We start from the raw sequence: 18,717 nt of genomic DNA on the forward strand, positions 1-18,717 counted from the left end.
AAAATGAAAAGGGTCTTCCTTACAACAAATAAACGTAATTCAACGCTACTGTATATCGTCTATTTGAAAAATTCGAATCATTCTTAAATTGCTCTAAACTACGTCTTCTAGTACTATCCGTAACAGGTTGGCTGCTGAAGTCATTTTTTAAAGTCTTATATGTTTTCAGCTTCCAACTATCTTATGAACTATGTCAAAAAATAACCTACTAGTGATTTATATAGAATGGCTATAAAAATACAGTATTGCTGTAGCAGATATAGTTCCTAGGAAGAAGCGTTTAAAAAAACGTCCTCGGATTTTTTTTAGGAGAAATGATGGGCAATTTATGCTTGAAAACAAGGGTCTAAAAATATCATATTGAACAAGAATTACTCATAATCTAAAATATTTTAGCATTTAATAGAAAATAATGTTGAAAAATTGTGAATAGATAGTATAATTATTTTATAGTTACATTTATGGTTAATAATTACTTTTTGGTGATTAAAAAGTATGGTTGGTCACTATGCGATAGCTATTAAAGTTCTACAAGTTGAGGTTCTGAATTTTCTAAATGTGACTATACGCTAGAAAAAAACTAATGAAATGAGGAGATTTTATGATTAACATGATTCAATTTTTAGAGCAAAATCCGACATTGGTTACACTGTTAAAAGAAAAAAAGGCTTCTCTAGTTGGCGTAACAGCACTTGAACAACAGGCTATTTTAGAATCTTATGAGGAAGACTTGTGTTTAGATCTTCGGTTGTGGAACTAAAACCAACTAAATACAAATGGTTTTGGCTTGTTATAGGTGTTTATTTAACAATAGGTTGTTATTTACTATTTGTAACTTATAGCAAGCCTTTCTTAAATATTGAAATACAAGAGGAGAATGGACGTTGGATAGTCACTGACCCATATTATAAAGATTGGGCTGATAAACAAGGAGTATCACCTAGAGATGCTGTTTTAGACGTGGATGGCATTCAAATCAATGATATCGCTAATATAAAATATGACTTTGTAATTAGAGCAGCAAATGATTTAACAATAATGAAGCCAAATGGTCATTTGGTTCATGTACAAATAAAACCACAAGATATTCCGCAACAATTTTACTATATACTTGTAGTACCTACTAGTTATTATTTCCTGACGTTGATGATTTCGTTATATCTATACTACAATCAGAAGAATACGGCTTTATTAAATTTATTGATTCTGTTTATTCTCACGGTCTCATTGGCATATGTCAGTATAGGTGCATCTGGTATATTAAACAATGTTGGCATTATTGTGAATCGTAGTAGTATGTTACTTTGCCTCGTACTTTTAATTCACTTTTTAAGTAAGTATTTTGAATTTCTAAATATAGAATGGATGTTTTTTAAGAACATAAAAATACTTTATATGTTACCTGTGTTAGTAATATTTATGAGTATTTTTGGTATTACTTTTCGAGCTACTCATCTCATACTATCAAATGCAATCTTAGGGTTATTTTTTTTACTACTTATATTCATACTTAGTACGATGGTGGTAGGTTATATGAAATATAAAACGCCACAATTAAAAATTTTACTGAGTAGTATTATTATTCCGTTTTTGCCGTTCCTTTTTCTTTATGCTCTACCAGAAATTATATTTCAAAAACAAATACTTTCTGCGGATATCTGCTCTTTATTTCTCATGTTAATCCCTTTTAGCTTTATTTTCACACAACTAACAGAGCGCATATTTGATTTGGAATATTTTATTACACGTTTACGTTATTATGTTAGTTTTTCATTTGTTTTTACACTGTGGCTATTATTAGGTGTTTATTGGTTTGCGGACCTACCCATATCAAAAATGGCAGAAATATTCTTCTTCTCTTTTTTGTCATTAACTGCTCTTTTTTATGCCAAGGAAAAAATCGATTACCGAAAGCGCAAAGTTCTTTTTTCTACAAAAGGCGATTATATCCATCGATTGTATACAACAGTTGATCGAATTGGACGAGTCATTAAAATTGAGGACTTACTGCAAAAATTTGTACAGGAGGCCGCTATACATCTTGAGATTAACAGTGTTTATGTATTAACATATGATTACAAAAATAACCAATTTATTTCTGCCAATAAATCAACCGAGTACCTACATAATCATTTCGATGAAGTATTAATTGAGCGGTTACAACTCGGGGATATAAAGAGAATCGACAAGTTTTATATGGCCTTCATCCACCAAGATGTGGATTATAAAAGAATATTAGTAGTAGATCATAATAATTCGATACATTTAAAAGATGAGGAACTGTTGTGGCTGGAATTGCTACTTTTATATTTAAATAATTTTATCGAAAATACGAAGATGGTGGAAGAGCTGTTAGAACAGTTAAAGCATATGAAGGTGGCCGATAAAAATCAACTACCGTGGCTAAATAAGTTACTATGGTATAGATTTGAGGAAGAGAAGTTCCAATTGGCGCAAGAGCTCCATGATACCAATTTACAGGAACAGCTTCATATTGCTCGGGAAGTGAATGCACTTATGCATACCAAGAATACGACGGACATTCAGTGGCAGCTCGCCAAGATACATGAACAAATGATAACATCGTTGTATGATTTAAGAGTATATTGTGAGAATTTAAAACCTCCATTATTAGATACATTAGGGTTGAATGCTGCACTTGACAAGCTGATTCAGAAAACACGCAAAAGAGCCGACTTTGTCTTACTTTATTCAATCGATCGTCTCTATCTAGAAGATGAACGATTAAACCTTATGATTTATCGACTTTTTCAGGAGTTATTAAACAATGCAATAAAGCATTCCTCTTCAACCACGGTCGAAATTCACCTGCAAGAAATGGAAAATGGTTTTGGGATTTTTTACACAGATGACGGTGTAGGATTTAATATGGATGCCATTATCCGCTCTGATTCAATGGGATTAAAGGGCATGCAAGAACGGGTACAAGCCTTTAATGGACTGTTCTACATCAATTCAGAGGTAGGCAAAGGAATGTCTATTCAAATTACCGTCAATGAAGAGAACAACATTCTGGATTATGCTCAAAGTGGATGGTCGTCTCATTTCACTAGAGGGCACTAAAAATATATTGCAAAATGGATAGTAAAAGAAAATCATAATCAATTCCTTCTAATTAATTTCGTGCTGAGGCGATGAGTTCAGTACGAACATTGAGTAGGAGGTTTTTTGATGCCGCAGTCGGAAGTTTTTCGAATGAATGCTTATAAAAAATTGAAACGATTTATTGGAATTGTATACGCATGGATACATATAGCATATGTAAAATTGGAGGTTGTAGATTTTATTATGCCAGAAAATGAAGTAAGGGAGTTTTACTGATATTACTATCTAATGGGGAGGTATTTGGTCGTGTCTCATGTGGAAACTAGATACCTGAGAGATTCTTGGCTAGACCCGAGCGTTTCTTGGCTCGCCTGAGCGAAACTGACCTTAACCCGAGCGGAAACCACGTGTACCAGAGCGAATCTTGGTTAGACCCGAGCGGAAACCACGTGTACCAGAGCGAATCTTGGTTAGACCCGAGCGGAAAACGTGAGTGCCTGAGCATTTCTTGACTAGACCCGAGCGGAAAGCGTGTGTACCCGAGCGAAACTGAACTTGACCCGAGCGTTAAACGGTAGGACCCGAGCGATACTGGCCTCGCCCCGAGCGGAAATCGTGAGTACCCGAGCGTTTCTTCGCTCGAACTGAGCGGAAACCATAAGGACCCGAGCGATTCCCTTGACTCGAATAAAACTCCGACTGACGGAAGCGATAAACCTGGCTTACCCCAAGATGGCCCCATTATTTAGTTGTGCATAAACTATAGCGTTAAAAAAGAGGCGTCTCTAAGTTTGAGATGCCTCTTTTCTGCTGATTTTCCTTACTGCCTTGAATCTTATTTTATATGCGCCGACCATGGGCACGCAGATATTTTTCAACATCATTGTAGAGTCCTGTTTGGTTTGCGTATTTAACGTAGTTTTTTGCTGTACGTAGCCATTCTAATGTAGATGGTTGTAAATCTTTTAATACATGTAGTAGATCATTTGTTGTAATTGGTCGTTCATCACCAGTTGTTAAAATTTCAGCAAGTACATTTTCAGTAGCTAATTCTATGACATTTTCGATATCTGCACCTGAGAAAAACTCAGTTTGCGCCGCAAGTGTTGTTACATCAATGTCTTCAGCATATCTTCCTTTTAGCTTCAATTGAAAAATTAGTTTTCTTGCTTTTTCATCTGGTGGGGCGACAAAAATGAGTCGGTCGAATCGACCTGGACGCTTTAACGCATTATCAACATCCCACGGGGTATTCGTTGCTGCCATTACAAGAATTTCATCTGTGTTTGTATCGATTCCTTCCATCTCTGTAAGGAAGGTATTAATTAAGCTTCTAGCATTTGCTGAAGAATGCGAACGACTATAACCAAGTGTATCTACTTCATCAAAGAACATAATACTTGGCTTTTGCAAACGTGCTTTATCAAAAAAGCTTTCTAAATTTTGTTCACTTTCGCCAGTGTACCCACTTAGAATGTCTGTAATATGAACAGGGTAGAAATTAGCCTTACATTCACCAGCAGTTGCCTTGGCTATAAATGTTTTTCCACATCCGGGTGGTCCGTACAGGAGAACACCACCGCCTACTTTTTTTCGAAACTTTGCAAACAGACCTTTGTTGTAAAAAGGACTAATAATGCGAAGATTAATAGTCTTTTTTAAATCGTCAAGACCAGCAACATCTGCAAACGTGACTTGATTCTTCACTTTTTTTGCAGTTATTTTGGGATTTTCGCCATCAATGACTTTTAATCGCGGTTCAAGATCCAATAAACTTGTTTGTTGTTCTGTCTCTTCTTCTTCCACTTTTACAAATAGCTCTTCAGCTGAAGCGGCAATTGTTTCGTCACCCTCGTTCTCCTCGTTGATCGCGTTAACCTGGTCAACTTCATCCAACACATAAATTTGTTCGGGGTGCGTTGTCTCTGCTTGTTGAATATGTATGCTCGCCTTAGTCAGTTCATTGATGATTTCCATACGTAGCGTTTCGTCTGCACAGAAAGAAATGCCAGTAGTATAAGACTGAATGGCTTCTAGCCAACGACTATTTTCAGCAAGCTCTTTTCCAAGCCAGTAGTGTGCCTGAGGGTCTGTTGGGCTTTGCTCAACCATTTGTTGTAACCATTTTACTTTATCCATAATTGTATCCCCTTAATTTTTTTAGTCCCTTCACTAATGGGACTGAAATCCATGTATAAAGTGCAAGTACAATATAGCACTTCATCCATAATATTCCTATATCTTCAAAACCCAAGAACAAGAGTGTGAAAGTCGTCCCAACACCAATTAGCCAAAAAACAGGTGCACCTCCAAAGCGTTCTATTATACGATTTAGTGCTAATAATGGGTGTCCTGAAAATTCCATTTCTTCTAATATTGATAGTAAATTTTTATCTTCTGGCTGTAGAAGATAGGCTTGTCTATAATATTCTTTAGCTTCTTTGTCGTTATGTCGAAAGGAAGCATTATTGCCAAGATGCAGTAGCTTGGCTAATTCACTATCTGCGGAATTCATATATTGCTCAAGTGCTAGTACTTGTTGTTGCTTGTCACCATGGACGCCTTCTAAAGTAAAATGCTTTCGTAGAACATAGGCATTTTCTGGATCTAATTCTAAAGCTTTTTCTATTAATAATTTTGCTTTTTTTCGATGACCTGTTTTTTTCATTAGGACGGCATAGCTAGCGTGTGTCTCTGCATCGTTTGGATTCAAGCAAAGTACTTCTAGAAAGGATGCTTCCGCTTCTTGCCATTTCTCAGTTTCCATATAAAGATGGCCTAATACATAAAAGACAATTTCTTCATCATGGCCTAATCTCATCGCTTCGAGTAATTGCTCTTCAGCATCATCAAATTCGTCAATAGTATAGTTGCTATATCCTAACATATACCAAAGCATACTATTTTCTATATGGTCTTGTAATTCTTCCTTTACGAGCTCAATAACTTGATTATATTTTCCAATATCAAAATAATGCTCGATGACTTCAAAAGATGTTTCTTCGTATTCGTTCATCAAGGTACACGCCTTCCTTTTTTACATTGCTAAAATAAACGCTAGAATAAGTGCATCAATCAGACCTGCCAGTATACACCAAGTCAAGCCTAATCCCATTAAAGGTTCTGTATCTCCACCAACTGCTATATGTTCTTTGTAGGGTTTGTTAAGAAATGCAAAGAATATAAAAAAGCCAACAGCTCCAGTTAATCGCCCAACAAGCTTAATAAACGTATCATCAATCGCTATTAATTGTTGTGCGATTAAGTAAACGAGTACAATTTTGGATATGAATAGAATAATACTAATAACCGTTAATAGTTGTATGTATTTTTTCTCTAATTTCAAGGACTTTGCATTTCGTATACCTAACACTGAAACTGCAAGAATCCCACCAATTATTGCGACAAAAAATAGGTTGCTAACCTCAAAGCTTTTTGTTTTCTCCACGTCACTCCCGGTCAAACTTGGTGTATATAGATTTTCCATACACCCATCTACCTCCTTAAATGTTATAAATAGTATAATAACATTTGTATTATACATATATATAACAATCTTGGAAACTGCTTAAAGGGTAATTGCATACTTTCTAATGGTTATTGAATTTTAATGAATAAGTCGAAAAATGGTATTAAACCTAGTATGAAGTTAAAAATAAATAAACAAAAAAAGTCTAGCAATCATTATTGATGGCTAGATTTTTTTGTCAGAAAAAAGGAAGAAGATACTTCCATTATGGTTGGGTAAGAGTTGGAAAAGAAAAATAAAGTTGATTTATGATATAAAATGGGAAATAAAATCAAATTATTATTTTTTTAATTATTAAAATAGGTAAGAAATACACTTTATGAGAAAAATGCGGTAAAACAAAGGAAATTATTGAATTGTTACCGATATAATTTTAGAGATGAAATGAGGAGGACTGAATATTGAATAAAAAATTACTTTTCACCGTAGCAGCTATTCCGGCAGCCCTTATTGTTCCTACAGTAGCTGGAGCAGAGGGAGTTTCAACGATTTTAATCACAGGAACGAATACCGTAAATGAAACATTAAAGGCGTCTATTGAAAACTTACCAGCAAACACAATTGTAAATAAGTATCAGTGGTACTATGTAGAGAACGAAAGTGGTACCAAGACTACTACGAACAAACCAATTTCAGGTGCAACAATGGCATCTTTTACAATCCCAGCTGAAGCAGCAGGTAAAACAATTTTTGTAGAAGCGACTTCGACAACAGGTAGTACGTATAAAAGTGAATCACGTACCATTAATACATTGGAACTTGAGATTACACAGCCAACATTTGATTCGACTACAAACTTTGTAGCACCAGGTGAAACGGTAAGGGTATCAGGGGCCAAAGTAACAGATAAAGGCGGGGCAAAGTTACAAAGCAGTCAAATTACATATAGCTATCAATGGTTTTATAAAGTAGGTGAATCGTTCACTATTATCAACGGTGCAACAGCTGGTACTTATAAAATTCCAGCAGATGCATTAGAAAATGGAATGAAAGATTTTATAGTGAAAGTGCAGGCGAAGGTAGGTCCAGCGGTTGTTGAGTCGGATGTATCTGCACCGATAACAGTATCTAAAGAACCGTCTGATACATTGATTAACGATATTAAAACTTTACGTATAAGCGACAGCAAATATAATGTATCAAGCTTAGAATCATTTAAAGCGGATTTAGATGCATTAGAAAAAAAATATCAAGACCTATCGCCCGCTGCGAAGGCAAATGTGACCAACTATGATGTATTAAAGAGAGCACTTACTGACGTAGAGGCAATAAACAAACTAAATGAAAAAGTAAATAAAGTAAAAGAAGTAAGTGAAAAAGACTTACCTAAATATATAAAAGAAATTGAAGATGCCTACGATAAGTTTGATTTATTACAACGCAGCTTAGATATAGGTGATGTTTTATATACTAATATTAAGGACATTTTGAAAGAACCTGCAGATATTGCAGAAATTGCTGAAGTAAGAAGATTGAATCAAGCGATTGTTGCATTACTATCCTATGAAAATTCCCTTGTGAAGTACGTACCTACAAGCATGGAGTCTCTAAAAGTAGCTGTTGAGGCGATTGAAACAGATATAGCGAAGTTATCAAAAAACTACCAAGTAACTGTACAAAATCAAACAATCTTAAATGAAGCGAAGCAGGACATCAAAAAGATTGAACAATTTATTAAGCTTTTCGATAAATTATCAGTAAATAATACACCGAGCAAGCAAGTAACAGCTGCAAAATCAATTCGTACAGCCTATGAAAAGCTCACTTACAAACAGCTGCAACTAGTGCCAGCTACGTATGTCACGCAATTACTAGCTGCAGAAAATGCAGAGGAAAATCAAATTTATTTTTTAAATACTGAGATAGCTCGCTACATAGGAGACGTAAGCTATCCGATAAATCCATCTGCGGAATCATGGCAAGGTCATGTGAAAAATGTTAACCAAATAATTACTGATTATAAAAGCTTAACGAAAACTTCAGCTGCTAAAATTATCGGTTATCAAAGCATTTTAACGCTGCAAAAAGATATCAAAACAGCAGAAAAAGTCATTAAGGACATGGTCGCATATAAAAATCTTACATTGACAAGCGGTGTAGCTGAAAGTAAATTACAATCGACCTATAGTAATACGTTAAAAGCTTATAATAAGTTGACAAGCTTGCAGCAATCACTTGTTTATAATGCAGATGAATTTTTGAATAAATCACCAAATGTAACGGTTGATGGTAAAGAGCCAGCAGATAAAGCGGCAGCAGAAGCTTTAAAAGCTGACATTGCGAAGTTTACTGATGTAACAAAATACTCCTTCACGCAATTAGAAACAGCTGTAAACACTGCGACTGCGACTTATAAAAACCTCTCATCTTCAGCACGTAAGTATGTGACAAACTATCATTTATTAACGGCAGCAACTAAAGACATTACTGGGGTAAAATCATTCCATAAAAAGGTACAAACTGCTAGAGAAGAAATGGACGTTGCTAAACAAGCGAAGAAAATAGAGACTGTGGAAAAGGCCTATGCAAAATTACCAGCAAATCAGCAGCATTTAGCAAAACCACAGTACGAAGATTTACTAAATAATCGTTTAGTAGATGGAAATGCACCGAATATTTCAAAATTAAATGGACAAATAGCGGCAATGGTGTCGGACGATTTATATACGGTGTCTCTCCAAGAAATTCAGAATCTTTCTGCTCAATATAATAAGTTGAGTTCAAGTGATAAGAAGCTCATCACTAATGCCTCGATTTTAACAGCAGCTGTTTCAGATGTTAAAAAAGTAGAGACTTTCATGAAGCAGTATGATAAGTCATTTGCTAGTAATCCAACAACGGTTATTAAAGCATTTGCAAAACTTACTGCAAAGCAAATGAACTTGGTAAGCCAGGATACTCGCCAAAAGATTATTGAGGCTGATAAGAACCAACAAAAAGCAAACGAAACGGCATTAGGCTTAATAGAAGCTATTAATTTGCTTGTTCAAAATGGTGATTATGTAGCTGATTTACAAACGAAGGTAGCGACAATCCGAGCAGACTATGATAAGTTGAGTTCTTCAGAAAAAAACATCGTGAAAAATTATTCAAAGCTAACACAAGCTGAGAGTGATTTGAAAAAAGTAGCGGAAGTACATGCATTGCATGAAGCAATTCCTGCTGAAAATAGTGAAACAGCTCGCAAAGCTTGGCAAACTGCGTATGGGAAGCTTTCGAAAAAATTAGAGCTTCTATATAATAAGTTATATCCAAATGATTTGTAGGTGCCTGGCACCCACACAATTTTCACACAATTTGCATAAAATATTACCCCGAACTGTTATGTAGTTCGGGGTTTTTTATGCCTAAATTTTGCTCTATTATGGGTTATATAGATAAAATAGAAAGTTAATTTTGAAATCACTACCTATTGTGATGGTCCTTTCATTTGGCTAGCCGTTCATTTCTTCGTTATACTATTTACAATTGAAAGGTAGAGACCAATATATATTTAGCATGATGAGAGCAGTTGACATAGAAAGTAGGAATAAATGATGTATAAAATTGGTGTTGTTGGGCCTGCAAAATCGGTAGAAAGAATTATATTGTTAGCCCAAGAAATTGAACAGGATATGGAGTTTAAGCCCTATATTTATTCAATTGCTACGGAAACAAAAAATATTGTGGAAGCCCATGATCAGCATGTTGATTTTTGGCTTTTTTCTGGCTATATACCATTTCAGATTGCCAGTCAGACGAGCGTGCCACAGGACAAACTTACACATATTTTCTTTTCTGAGGCAGCCATTTATCAAGGTTTTTTGGAGCAATCTTATAGTATGGGAAAGCTCATTGACAGTGTAAGTGTAGATATTATTCCTTCTCCTGCACAGATGGCAGCAGAAGGGCTTGAGAAAATCGAAAAAAATGTGAAACAGCTGTTTGTCAAAGAATTTGATGTAGCAATTGATCCGAAAGAGTTATTTGACTTTCATTTTCAGCTTTGGCAGAAAGGAAAAATTGAATTTGCCATTACTTGTTATCCAACAGTAGATGAACAGCTAAAAGAAGCGGGTGTTCCCTCTTATTGGGTATCCCCTACAAAGACTGAGATTTATCATACCGTTCAGTTATTTACTGAAAAAATCAAGACCTCCTATTATAAAGAGACGCAAATTGGCGCTCTAATGCTAGAAATAAAAGATTTCGACTCATTAAAAGAGCGGATGAAGCTAGGCTATCAAATTCAGTATTTAGAATTACGGATGAAGGAAAATTTGTTGCAGCTATGTGAACAGGTGGATGGTTCCTTAATAGAAGAAGGCAATGGGAAATATACAATTTTTAGCACGAGAGGAGCAATCGAAGGGCAAATTCAATTTATAAAAGAAAAAATGTATCAGCTGTCAATCGAAATGGATGCGAAAGTGACTGCTGGCATTGGCTTTGCTCAGACTGTGTTTAATGCGGAATTACACGCTCATAGGGGATTGCATCAAACGAAAGTAAACGAATCCATTGATATTGTGATGATTCAAGACGATGGAACCATTATTGAATCTGTGGGCAATACGGAGGAGCTCTCGTACTCTTATCGAGCGGAAGATCCCGTTGTAATTGAGAAATTGAAAGAAGCAAGTGTAAGTGTTAAAACATATACAAAAATTCAAGCATTAATTCAAAAAATGCGTTGGAAGCATTTTACGACAAAAGATTTAGCGTCACAACTCCAGATGAGTGAGCGCAATGCACAGCGTATAGTTGCAGATTTATGTAGTGTAGGCTTAGCCAAAATCTATGGTGAAGAGTTGCAACATACACGGGGAAGACCGATTAAAATTTACCAACTTATCTCGTCAAAAAATACAAATTAATGAAAAGATGTCCCGAACCTTCTAAATGGTTTTTGGGACATTTTTCGATTATGAAAAAGCACGATGAAACAGGGGGTTATACAGTTTTCTTTAGATAGATGGTGTCTCAATTATTTTGGGGGCACCATCTTTTATTTATAAAAATTTTAAAAAAATATTGAAATATCATATAATTTTGCTTATTATACGAATATATAACGAAATTGTCGTTATATAAGGGGATTGATTTTAATAGACAGGGAGAGATGAACGCAATCGTGTTTAACTGGCTACGAACTATGTTGAATTGGTTAAAATATATCGCTCGAAGCAGACGGATAAATACCTTTTCAAAGCAAATCGTATCCTTAGATTTATGTAGTGAAAATGCATTTTTAAAACATGGGAGGGCATGACATGGTAACAAATGATATAACAAAGAAATCTAGAAATTTGATATTAGGATTATTATTTTTAGGGTGGTCATTAGGGAACTTAGATCGCTACATCATGAACTATGCAGTAGTATCCATCACAGACGATCTAAGTTTAGATGCTTCCTCAACGGGCGTGATATTAAGTGCTTTTTTTCTAGGTTATGCGATTATGCAGATACCTGGTGGTTGGCTTGCAGATAAATTTGGTGCTAAAAAAATCTTACTTCTATCGGTAATTATGTGGTCAATTTTCACAGGTTTAACAGCTATGGCTTGGTCTTTAGTAACAATGATTGTTATTCGATTTTTATTTGGTATTGGAGAAGGTGGATTTCAACCCTCTAGCTCAAAAATAATCGCTACTATCTTTCCGAGGGAAGAAAGAGGTAGAGCGATGTCGATTATGCTTACCTCTGCGGGGATTATGTCACTAATTGTTCCTTTACTGTCGGCTTATATGTTAGGGACAATCGGTTGGCGTATGATGTTCATCATTATTGGGGCGATTGGCGCTATTATTGCCTTTTTGTATTGGAAATATATTAAATTACCTGAAGATACAGTGGCATCAACTGGAAATGTTGAAAATCAGGTGAGTGCTACAAACAAAGTGAACTTTAAGGAACTATTTAAAACGCCGCTTATGTGGAATTTAATCATTGCGTATTTCTGTATTTATGCAGTGAACTGGGGATTAGTATCATGGATTCCTACTTATCTTCAGAAAAATCGTGGACTCGATTTGATGTCCATTGGTTGGGCACAAACAATTCCAGCTATCACGACGATTATTGGCGTGTATGGTAGCGGATACATCATAGATAAATTACCGCGCGGGATGGATAAAATTTTAGGTTCCATTTCATGTGCAATCATTGGGCTTTTATTATATTTAATGTTTACTGCTGAAACAGTGACAATGTTTATAGGCTATCAAACTATGGTTTCTATTTTTATTGCATTTGTAATCACACTGCTGCCTGCCATTGTTCTAAAGAAATTGCCTTCATCCATTACAGGTTCAGCAATGGGCGTTGCCAATACAGGTGGGCAATTAGCGGGATTTGTGACACCAATGGCTATTGGATTTATGGTAGATGCCTTTGACGGTTCATTTGATGCAGCCTTTTGGATGTTAATTGCCTTTGCGGTAATTTGTATAATAGCGCTCCTTACTTTGAATGATCAAAAAGGAAATCTATTGAATTCAGAAAATAATACAGTCGCTTAAGGAGGAAAAAGTATGCGTTTACATGAAAAAATTTCAACATTAGTCGAAGCAAAGAGGGAAGCGGGTATACAGTTAAGTGATGCCATTTGGGCAGTTCCTGAACTTCACTTCCATGAGGAAAAATCTGTTCAATATATGAAGGAAGCTTTAGAAAAAGAAGGCTTTGAGACGGAAATTGGTATTGCCAATCTTGATACAGCACTTGTAGCAACATTTGGCACAGGGAAACCAGTTATTGCTTTTCTTGGTGAGTATGATGCGCTACCGGGTTTAAGTCAGAGAGGCGGCACCACTCAGCATGAACCGCTCGAGGTGGGAGGGAATGGTCATGGCTGTGGTCATAATTTATTAGGAACAGGTGCATTTGCTGCAGCAGTGGCTGTTAAAGATTACCTTGAGGAAAATAATCAATCTGCGACTATCCGTTTTTACGGCTGTCCTGCTGAGGAAAATGGTTCAGGGAAGGCTTATATGGCTCAGGCGGGAATCTTTGATGATGTAGACATTGCGATATCATGGCATCCAGGTACCTTTTCAACAGTGATGACATGTAGTTCTCTAGCAAACTATGCAGCTACTTTCAAGTTTACGGGAAAAAGTGCACATGCAGCCGCGGCTCCTCATCTTGGAAGAAGTGCTTTAGATGCCGTGGAGTTAATGAATGTCGGTGTTAATTATTTACGTGAGCACATTATTCCGGAAGCGCGCTTACATTATGCAGTGACCAATACAGGTGGGACATCACCAAATGTTGTACAACAGTATGCAGAGGTGACATACTTAGTACGAGCACCTAAAAAACATCAAGTGCAAGAGATTTATAAGCGTGTTGAAAACATAGCAAAAGGTGCCACATTAATGACAGAAACATCTGTAGAGGTTGTTTTTGAAGGAGCCGCTGCAAATCTTATACCAAATAAAACACTTTATGATATTATGTATAAGCAAATGCTTGAAATTGGCATGCCTACGTATACAACTGAAGACGACAAGCATGCTGCAGCTATTTTTAAGACATTTTCTCCTGAGGTTCAGGCAACAGCATTAGTAGGGCTAAATAAAATGGATGCCATACAGCTAAAAGATAAAGTCATTGCTGATAGCATACCTAGTATATTACCAGAGTTTATAATGGGTGGCTCTACCGATGTAGGGGATGTAAGCTGGAATGTTCCAACTGTGCAATGTACAACAACATGCATGGCTTTAGGTACACCGCTTCATACATGGCAGGTTGTGTCTCAAGGTGTGATGCCGATTGCGCATAAAGGCATGTTGCAGGCGGCAAAAACCATGGCTTGTACAGCAATAACATTGATCGACAATCCAGCGCTTATTAAAGAGGCGACGAAAGAATGGCAAGAGCGTCTTGATGGTGAACCTTATGTTTCGTTAATTCCACAGGACGCTACTCCTCCGAAGTTTTAACAAGTAGGCTAAATTTGACTAGAGTCTTCATAGAGTAATGCTATGAAGGCTCTGTTTTTCTTGAAAGGGGAAATTAAATATGATAGAAGATCATACAAAAATAGCACAATGGGTGGAACAGTTTCGACCTTATGCCAAAGAAGGAAACTGCGCTAGCTATATACCAGCATTGGCCCAAAAAGATCCAAATCAACTAGCCATTGCTATCATCGGCCCAGATGGTAGGGAAATGAGGGCAGGAGATACAACTGAAACCTTTACACTCCAAAGTGTATCTAAAATTGTTAGTTTTATTTCAGCATGTATGGATAAAGGATTGTCTTATGTATTAGAGCGTGTTGATGTAGAACCTACAGGTGATACGTTTAATTCCATCGTACGCTTAGAAAGTCATCAGCCAGGAAAACCTTTTAACCCGATGATTAATGCAGGAGCTATTACAGTATCTTCTATGCTTGCAGGCGCCTCACCACAGGAAAAAATAGATAATCTACTGCATTTTTTAGAAAAAATGATAGGAAAAAAAGTTAGTGTCAATGAAGAGGTTTTTCACTCGGAATGGGAAACGGCTAATCGGAATAGAGCGCTAGCATACTATTTGATGGCATCTGGTTATTTAGATTGCCCAGTTGAGGAAGCGCTGGAAGTTTATTTAAAGCAGTGTGCTATTGAAGTAGATGTTGCTGATATGGCCATGATAGGATTAGTAATTGCCAATGATGGATATCATCCTATATTAAAAACACAGTTATTTCCAAAGCAAGTAGCCAAATTAACAAAAGCGTTAATGGTGACTTGTGGTATGTATAATGCGTCTGGTAAATTTGCGGCGTTTATTGGATTGCCTGCTAAGAGTGGTGTCTCGGGAGCGATTCTAGCGACTGTGCCAAGCCATGCAAGCTTACAATCACCATTTCCGGCTGGTTGTGGAATCGGCATTTATGGGCCTGCAATAGATACAATAGGTAACAGTGTTGCAGGTGTTCATTTACTGAAGCATATTGCCACAGAGTGGAACATGAATATTTTTTAGTTACTCAAATCGGCTCATGTGAATAATAGAGCAATCTTAAGTGTACAAATGCGCGAATGCCAATGTTCTTGGGGTAATCCTTGAGAATGAGGTATGTTGTAACTTAGCACATGCACTAAAAAATCAGTAGACAAGCATACAGGCTTGTCTACTGATTTTATTTTATTCTTTGAAAACCCCTCAGGAGCGTAGCGACGAGGAGACGGAAGCCATGCCCACGAAAAGCGTCCACCGTAGCAGAAATCAACGGGCTCATATAGACACTTCTATTAGAAAAAAGACTGTAAACAAACTGATCTGACCCAAAAAAGTTAGTCAGATCATTCTGATTTTCTTTTTACTTTATAGAGAATAAATAACACAATAAACCATAGCGGTGTTAATAGTAACGCTGTACGCGTTGCTTCAGAGATGAACATGATCACTAATAAGAAGGCGAAGAAGGCAAGCACCAAGTAGTTCACAAATGGTGTAAATGGCGCTTTGAAAATCGATGCCTCATGGCGTGCTCGATTTTTGCGTTTATAAATAATATGAGAGATTAAAATGATACTCCATACCCATATAAAACAGATAGCACTAATTGTCGTCACGACACTAAAGGCATTCTCCGGCATTAGCTTACTTAATAACGCTCCTACTGATACGACAAACGCAGACACAACAAGTGCATTACTTGGTACGCTGTTTTTATTTAATTTTGCAAATGATGGTGATGCTTGTTTATTGCTACCAAGATTAAAGAGCATGCGGCTAGTAGAGAATAGGCCACTATTACCGGCTGAAGCAGCTGATGTTAGCACAACAAAATTAATAATACCTGCTGCAATAGGAATTCCAGCTAGTGTAAATACTTGCACAAATGGGCTGCTTGCCGCAGACATTTCATTCCAAGGGTTAATGCATAAAAGGACAAAAAGAGCACCCACGTAAAAAAGTAAAATTCGTATTGGAATTTTATTGATGGCAGATGGGATATTTTTTTGTGGATTTGCTGTTTCAGCAGCGGAAACACCGACTAGTTCAACACCTACAAAAGCAAAGACTACCATTTGGAAGGCCATGAGGAAGCCGTAGATGCCGTTAGGGAAAATCCCACCATGTGCCCAAAGATTTTCCACAGAAACTGTACCAGAGCTTGTTTGGAAACCAGTGAATAGCATAAATAATCCTATAATAATGAGGGCAACAATCGTCACGACTTTAATAAGCGCAAACCAGAATTCTAGTTCACCAAATAGTTTTACTGTCAGTAAATTTAAAATTAATAGCAGTACTAAACAGCCAATTGCTGGTACCCATTGTGGAATATCAAACCAATATTGTGTATAGACACCGACCGCAATAATATCCGCCATAGCCGTCATAATCCAGCAGAACCAGTATGTCCAACCAGTGACATAGCCTGCCCATGGGCCGATATATTCTGTGGCGAAATCTGTAAATGATGTATAACCTGCATTCGATAATAATAGTTCACCAAGCGCACGCATAACAAAGAACAGGGCAATTCCGACAATTAGATAGGCGAGAATAATTGAAGGTCCTGCTAAGGCGATAGCTTTTCCTGATCCTAAAAATAAGCCTGTGCCTATTGTGCCGCCGATGGCAATTAATTGCACATGACGATTTTTTAATTCGCGTTTTAACTGTTGTTGTTCCACGTTAACCCCTCCAAAGATGCGTAAAGCTAAGACTGGAAAATAAAAAAGAGACTAGTAGTGACACTAGTCTCGTAAACGTCAGAATAACAAATACCATTTGAGGATGTTTAATTTAAAAAAATTAAGCTTAACATTCGTGTGGTATAGCTTTCGTGGTGAAAGTTTGTATTACTCCTCTGTCCTTTTGCCTGAGATAGTGAACCCTTCGGCGACGCATATTGCGCTCTCTCCAGAAATGCTCCTGCTATAGTGTTATCCATAGCATTCATAGCACGTATCGTCGTAAAGACAATACAATATTTTAAGATATTATACATCCTATCAATGCTTACGCTTTTATTCAAGTATTAAAAATTGGCTATTTTCAGAAAATAGAAAAATAGCGTGCCGATTGATAAATTATTAACACAACTTAGTATTTTTAGACATACTAAAAAAGTTAAATTTATGCTGGTTGTCATAGCTAGTAGCATGATTTCGTTTTATTTTCCTGAATTAGGTAAAAAGATGAATCAAGTGAAGGAAGCAGCAAGGTTATTGGCAGAAGAAGGCGAAATGAAAGAGATTAGTCTTGTAGCCATTCATAATTTAGCAGAGCTATAGAAAGAACGAAGAGTATGACAAGATGTGTATCTATGTCAAGCAGGCTGATAGCGATGGAGCCTGAATCATTTATGTGCAACAAGAAATGTTCGCTACTAATGAAATGTATATACCTTTACGTGCTTTACTCTTTTTGTCCTATGCATGATCAAGGGCTTGGTGAAAGAGAACTAAATGGTTAGTCGTTAGACAACTACTATTATATAGTAGAAACTCAGAATATTAGAAAAAAGCTAGCAATTAAACAGCTGCTAGCTCTTTATAAAAAATATAAGAAAGTATAGGCATTGGCGCCGCACACAGGAGGTCGCTTCGATTCGTGTTTCGTCCTCTCAGTAGCTTACCGAGTGTGCAGCTTTTTTGCGCTTTATGTGAACTGTCAGCGGAAAAATGTGCAAATGCGCAATTCTTATTGTTTTTTTGTTTTTATTTTACCAGTCCAATTACGGAAGCCGCCTTCAAGCTGGTAAATTTGGTTGTAGCCACGTTTTTTTAAGAATAGTGCAGCACGAGCACTACGACCTGTATTTTGGCAGTATAAATATACTGGTAGATCTGGTCGGATTTCTTTGTAACGTTGACGTAGTGCTGTAGAAGGAACGCTTCGTGCGCCAAGAATATGACCTGCCTCGAATTCTTTTTGCTCACGCACATCAATTAGCTGTGCTTTACGGTAGCCTTCAATAAACTGTTCTTGTGTTAAGTTGGTTACGGCTTTTTTTAGACGCATTGCATTTATCGCGATATATGCAATTAGAACTACTAAAATTACACCAATTGTGATAAGTATGTCCAAGATTTTCTTACCCCTTTCTATCTTCTTTATCATTATAAAAGATGCGGTAGCGATAGTCCAATGAGTTTGATAAAATTAACTAGATTGTGGCTAAA

The 18,717-nt window shown here is 36.6% G+C and carries 14 protein-coding genes and 1 riboswitch; of the genes, 9 read left to right on the forward strand and 5 right to left on the reverse strand.

Going from position 1 to position 18,717, the window contains the following annotated elements:
• Positions 1-601 precede the first annotated feature (601 nt).
• The 3 genes from comX to ACOMCU_RS09140 all read left to right on the forward strand — a co-directional run bounded on the left by comX (position 602) and on the right by ACOMCU_RS09140 (position 3,342).
• Positions 602-760 carry a competence pheromone ComX gene (gene comX, locus ACOMCU_RS09130; RefSeq protein WP_036130322.1) on the forward strand — a complete coding sequence of 53 codons (159 nt, stop codon included), beginning with the start codon at positions 602-604 and terminating at the stop codon, positions 758-760.
• Positions 733-3,084 carry an ATP-binding protein gene (locus tag ACOMCU_RS09135; protein ID WP_421050003.1) on the forward strand — a complete coding sequence of 784 codons (2,352 nt, stop codon included), beginning with the start codon at positions 733-735 and terminating at the stop codon, positions 3,082-3,084. Before comX ends, ACOMCU_RS09135 begins: the two co-directional genes overlap by 28 nt.
• A gap of 108 nt (positions 3,085-3,192) precedes the next feature.
• Positions 3,193-3,342 (forward strand): hypothetical protein, encoded by a 150-nt coding sequence (locus ACOMCU_RS09140; RefSeq protein ID WP_421050004.1) that lies wholly within the window; start codon positions 3,193-3,195, stop codon positions 3,340-3,342.
• 564 nt (positions 3,343-3,906) lie between these two features.
• On the opposite strand, the gene ACOMCU_RS09145 is transcribed toward ACOMCU_RS09140, so the two are convergent.
• From ACOMCU_RS09145 to ACOMCU_RS09155, 3 genes are read right to left on the reverse strand one after another with little or no spacing between them, the layout of a single operon-like run.
• Complete coding sequence (locus tag ACOMCU_RS09145; protein WP_421050005.1) at positions 3,907-5,205, reverse strand: AAA family ATPase; 1,299 nt, start codon at positions 5,203-5,205, stop codon at positions 3,907-3,909.
• On the reverse strand, positions 5,198-6,082 hold the full coding sequence (locus ACOMCU_RS09150) for a tetratricopeptide repeat protein (RefSeq protein ID WP_421050082.1): 885 nt from the start codon (positions 6,080-6,082) through the stop codon (positions 5,198-5,200). Before ACOMCU_RS09150 ends, ACOMCU_RS09145 begins: the two co-directional genes overlap by 8 nt.
• Before the next feature lie 21 nt (positions 6,083-6,103).
• Positions 6,104-6,553: a hypothetical protein gene (locus tag ACOMCU_RS09155; RefSeq protein WP_421050006.1), complete on the reverse strand. Its 450-nt coding sequence runs from the start codon at positions 6,551-6,553 to the stop codon at positions 6,104-6,106.
• A 443-nt stretch (positions 6,554-6,996) separates the two neighbouring features.
• Between ACOMCU_RS09155 and ACOMCU_RS09160 the strand changes: the two genes are divergently transcribed.
• The 5 genes from ACOMCU_RS09160 to ACOMCU_RS09180 all read left to right on the forward strand — a co-directional run bounded on the left by ACOMCU_RS09160 (position 6,997) and on the right by ACOMCU_RS09180 (position 15,559).
• A complete protein-coding gene (locus ACOMCU_RS09160) occupies positions 6,997-9,861 on the forward strand; it encodes a hypothetical protein (RefSeq protein WP_421050007.1) in 2,865 nt (954 codons plus the stop codon).
• A 267-nt stretch (positions 9,862-10,128) separates the two neighbouring features.
• Entirely contained in the window at positions 10,129-11,451 is a 1,323-nt protein-coding gene (locus ACOMCU_RS09165; protein WP_421050008.1) for a hypothetical protein, read from the forward strand.
• Between the two features lie 396 nt (positions 11,452-11,847).
• Complete coding sequence (locus tag ACOMCU_RS09170; protein WP_421050009.1) at positions 11,848-13,098, forward strand: MFS transporter; 1,251 nt, start codon at positions 11,848-11,850, stop codon at positions 13,096-13,098.
• 12 nt (positions 13,099-13,110) lie between these two features.
• Positions 13,111-14,526: a M20 family metallopeptidase gene (locus tag ACOMCU_RS09175; RefSeq protein ID WP_010859776.1), complete on the forward strand. Its 1,416-nt coding sequence runs from the start codon at positions 13,111-13,113 to the stop codon at positions 14,524-14,526.
• A gap of 79 nt (positions 14,527-14,605) precedes the next feature.
• Positions 14,606-15,559, forward strand: coding sequence for a glutaminase (locus ACOMCU_RS09180; RefSeq protein ID WP_010859775.1), 954 nt, complete (start codon positions 14,606-14,608; stop codon positions 15,557-15,559).
• Positions 15,560-15,879: 320 nt separating this feature from the next.
• Here ACOMCU_RS09180 and ACOMCU_RS09185 read toward each other — a convergent pair whose 3' ends face one another.
• Positions 15,880-17,223, reverse strand: a complete 1,344-nt coding sequence (locus ACOMCU_RS09185; protein ID WP_219361635.1) for an amino acid permease — start codon at positions 17,221-17,223, stop codon at positions 15,880-15,882.
• Positions 17,224-17,389: 166 nt separating this feature from the next.
• Positions 17,390-17,466, reverse strand: a riboswitch (glycine riboswitch).
• Between the two features lie 204 nt (positions 17,467-17,670).
• On the opposite strand from ACOMCU_RS09185, the gene ACOMCU_RS09190 reads away from it, so the two are divergent.
• Entirely contained in the window at positions 17,671-17,826 is a 156-nt protein-coding gene (locus ACOMCU_RS09190; RefSeq protein ID WP_155242460.1) for a hypothetical protein, read from the forward strand.
• A gap of 409 nt (positions 17,827-18,235) precedes the next feature.
• Here the strand turns inward: ACOMCU_RS09190 and ACOMCU_RS09195 are convergent, their stop codons facing one another.
• Positions 18,236-18,622 (reverse strand): rhodanese-like domain-containing protein, encoded by a 387-nt coding sequence (locus ACOMCU_RS09195; protein WP_010859772.1) that lies wholly within the window; start codon positions 18,620-18,622, stop codon positions 18,236-18,238.
• Between the last annotated feature and the right edge of the window lie 95 nt (positions 18,623-18,717).

Source organism: Lysinibacillus sp. UGB7 (genome assembly GCF_049058285.1).
Taxonomy (GTDB): domain Bacteria; phylum Bacillota; class Bacilli; order Bacillales_A; family Planococcaceae; genus Lysinibacillus; species Lysinibacillus sphaericus_B.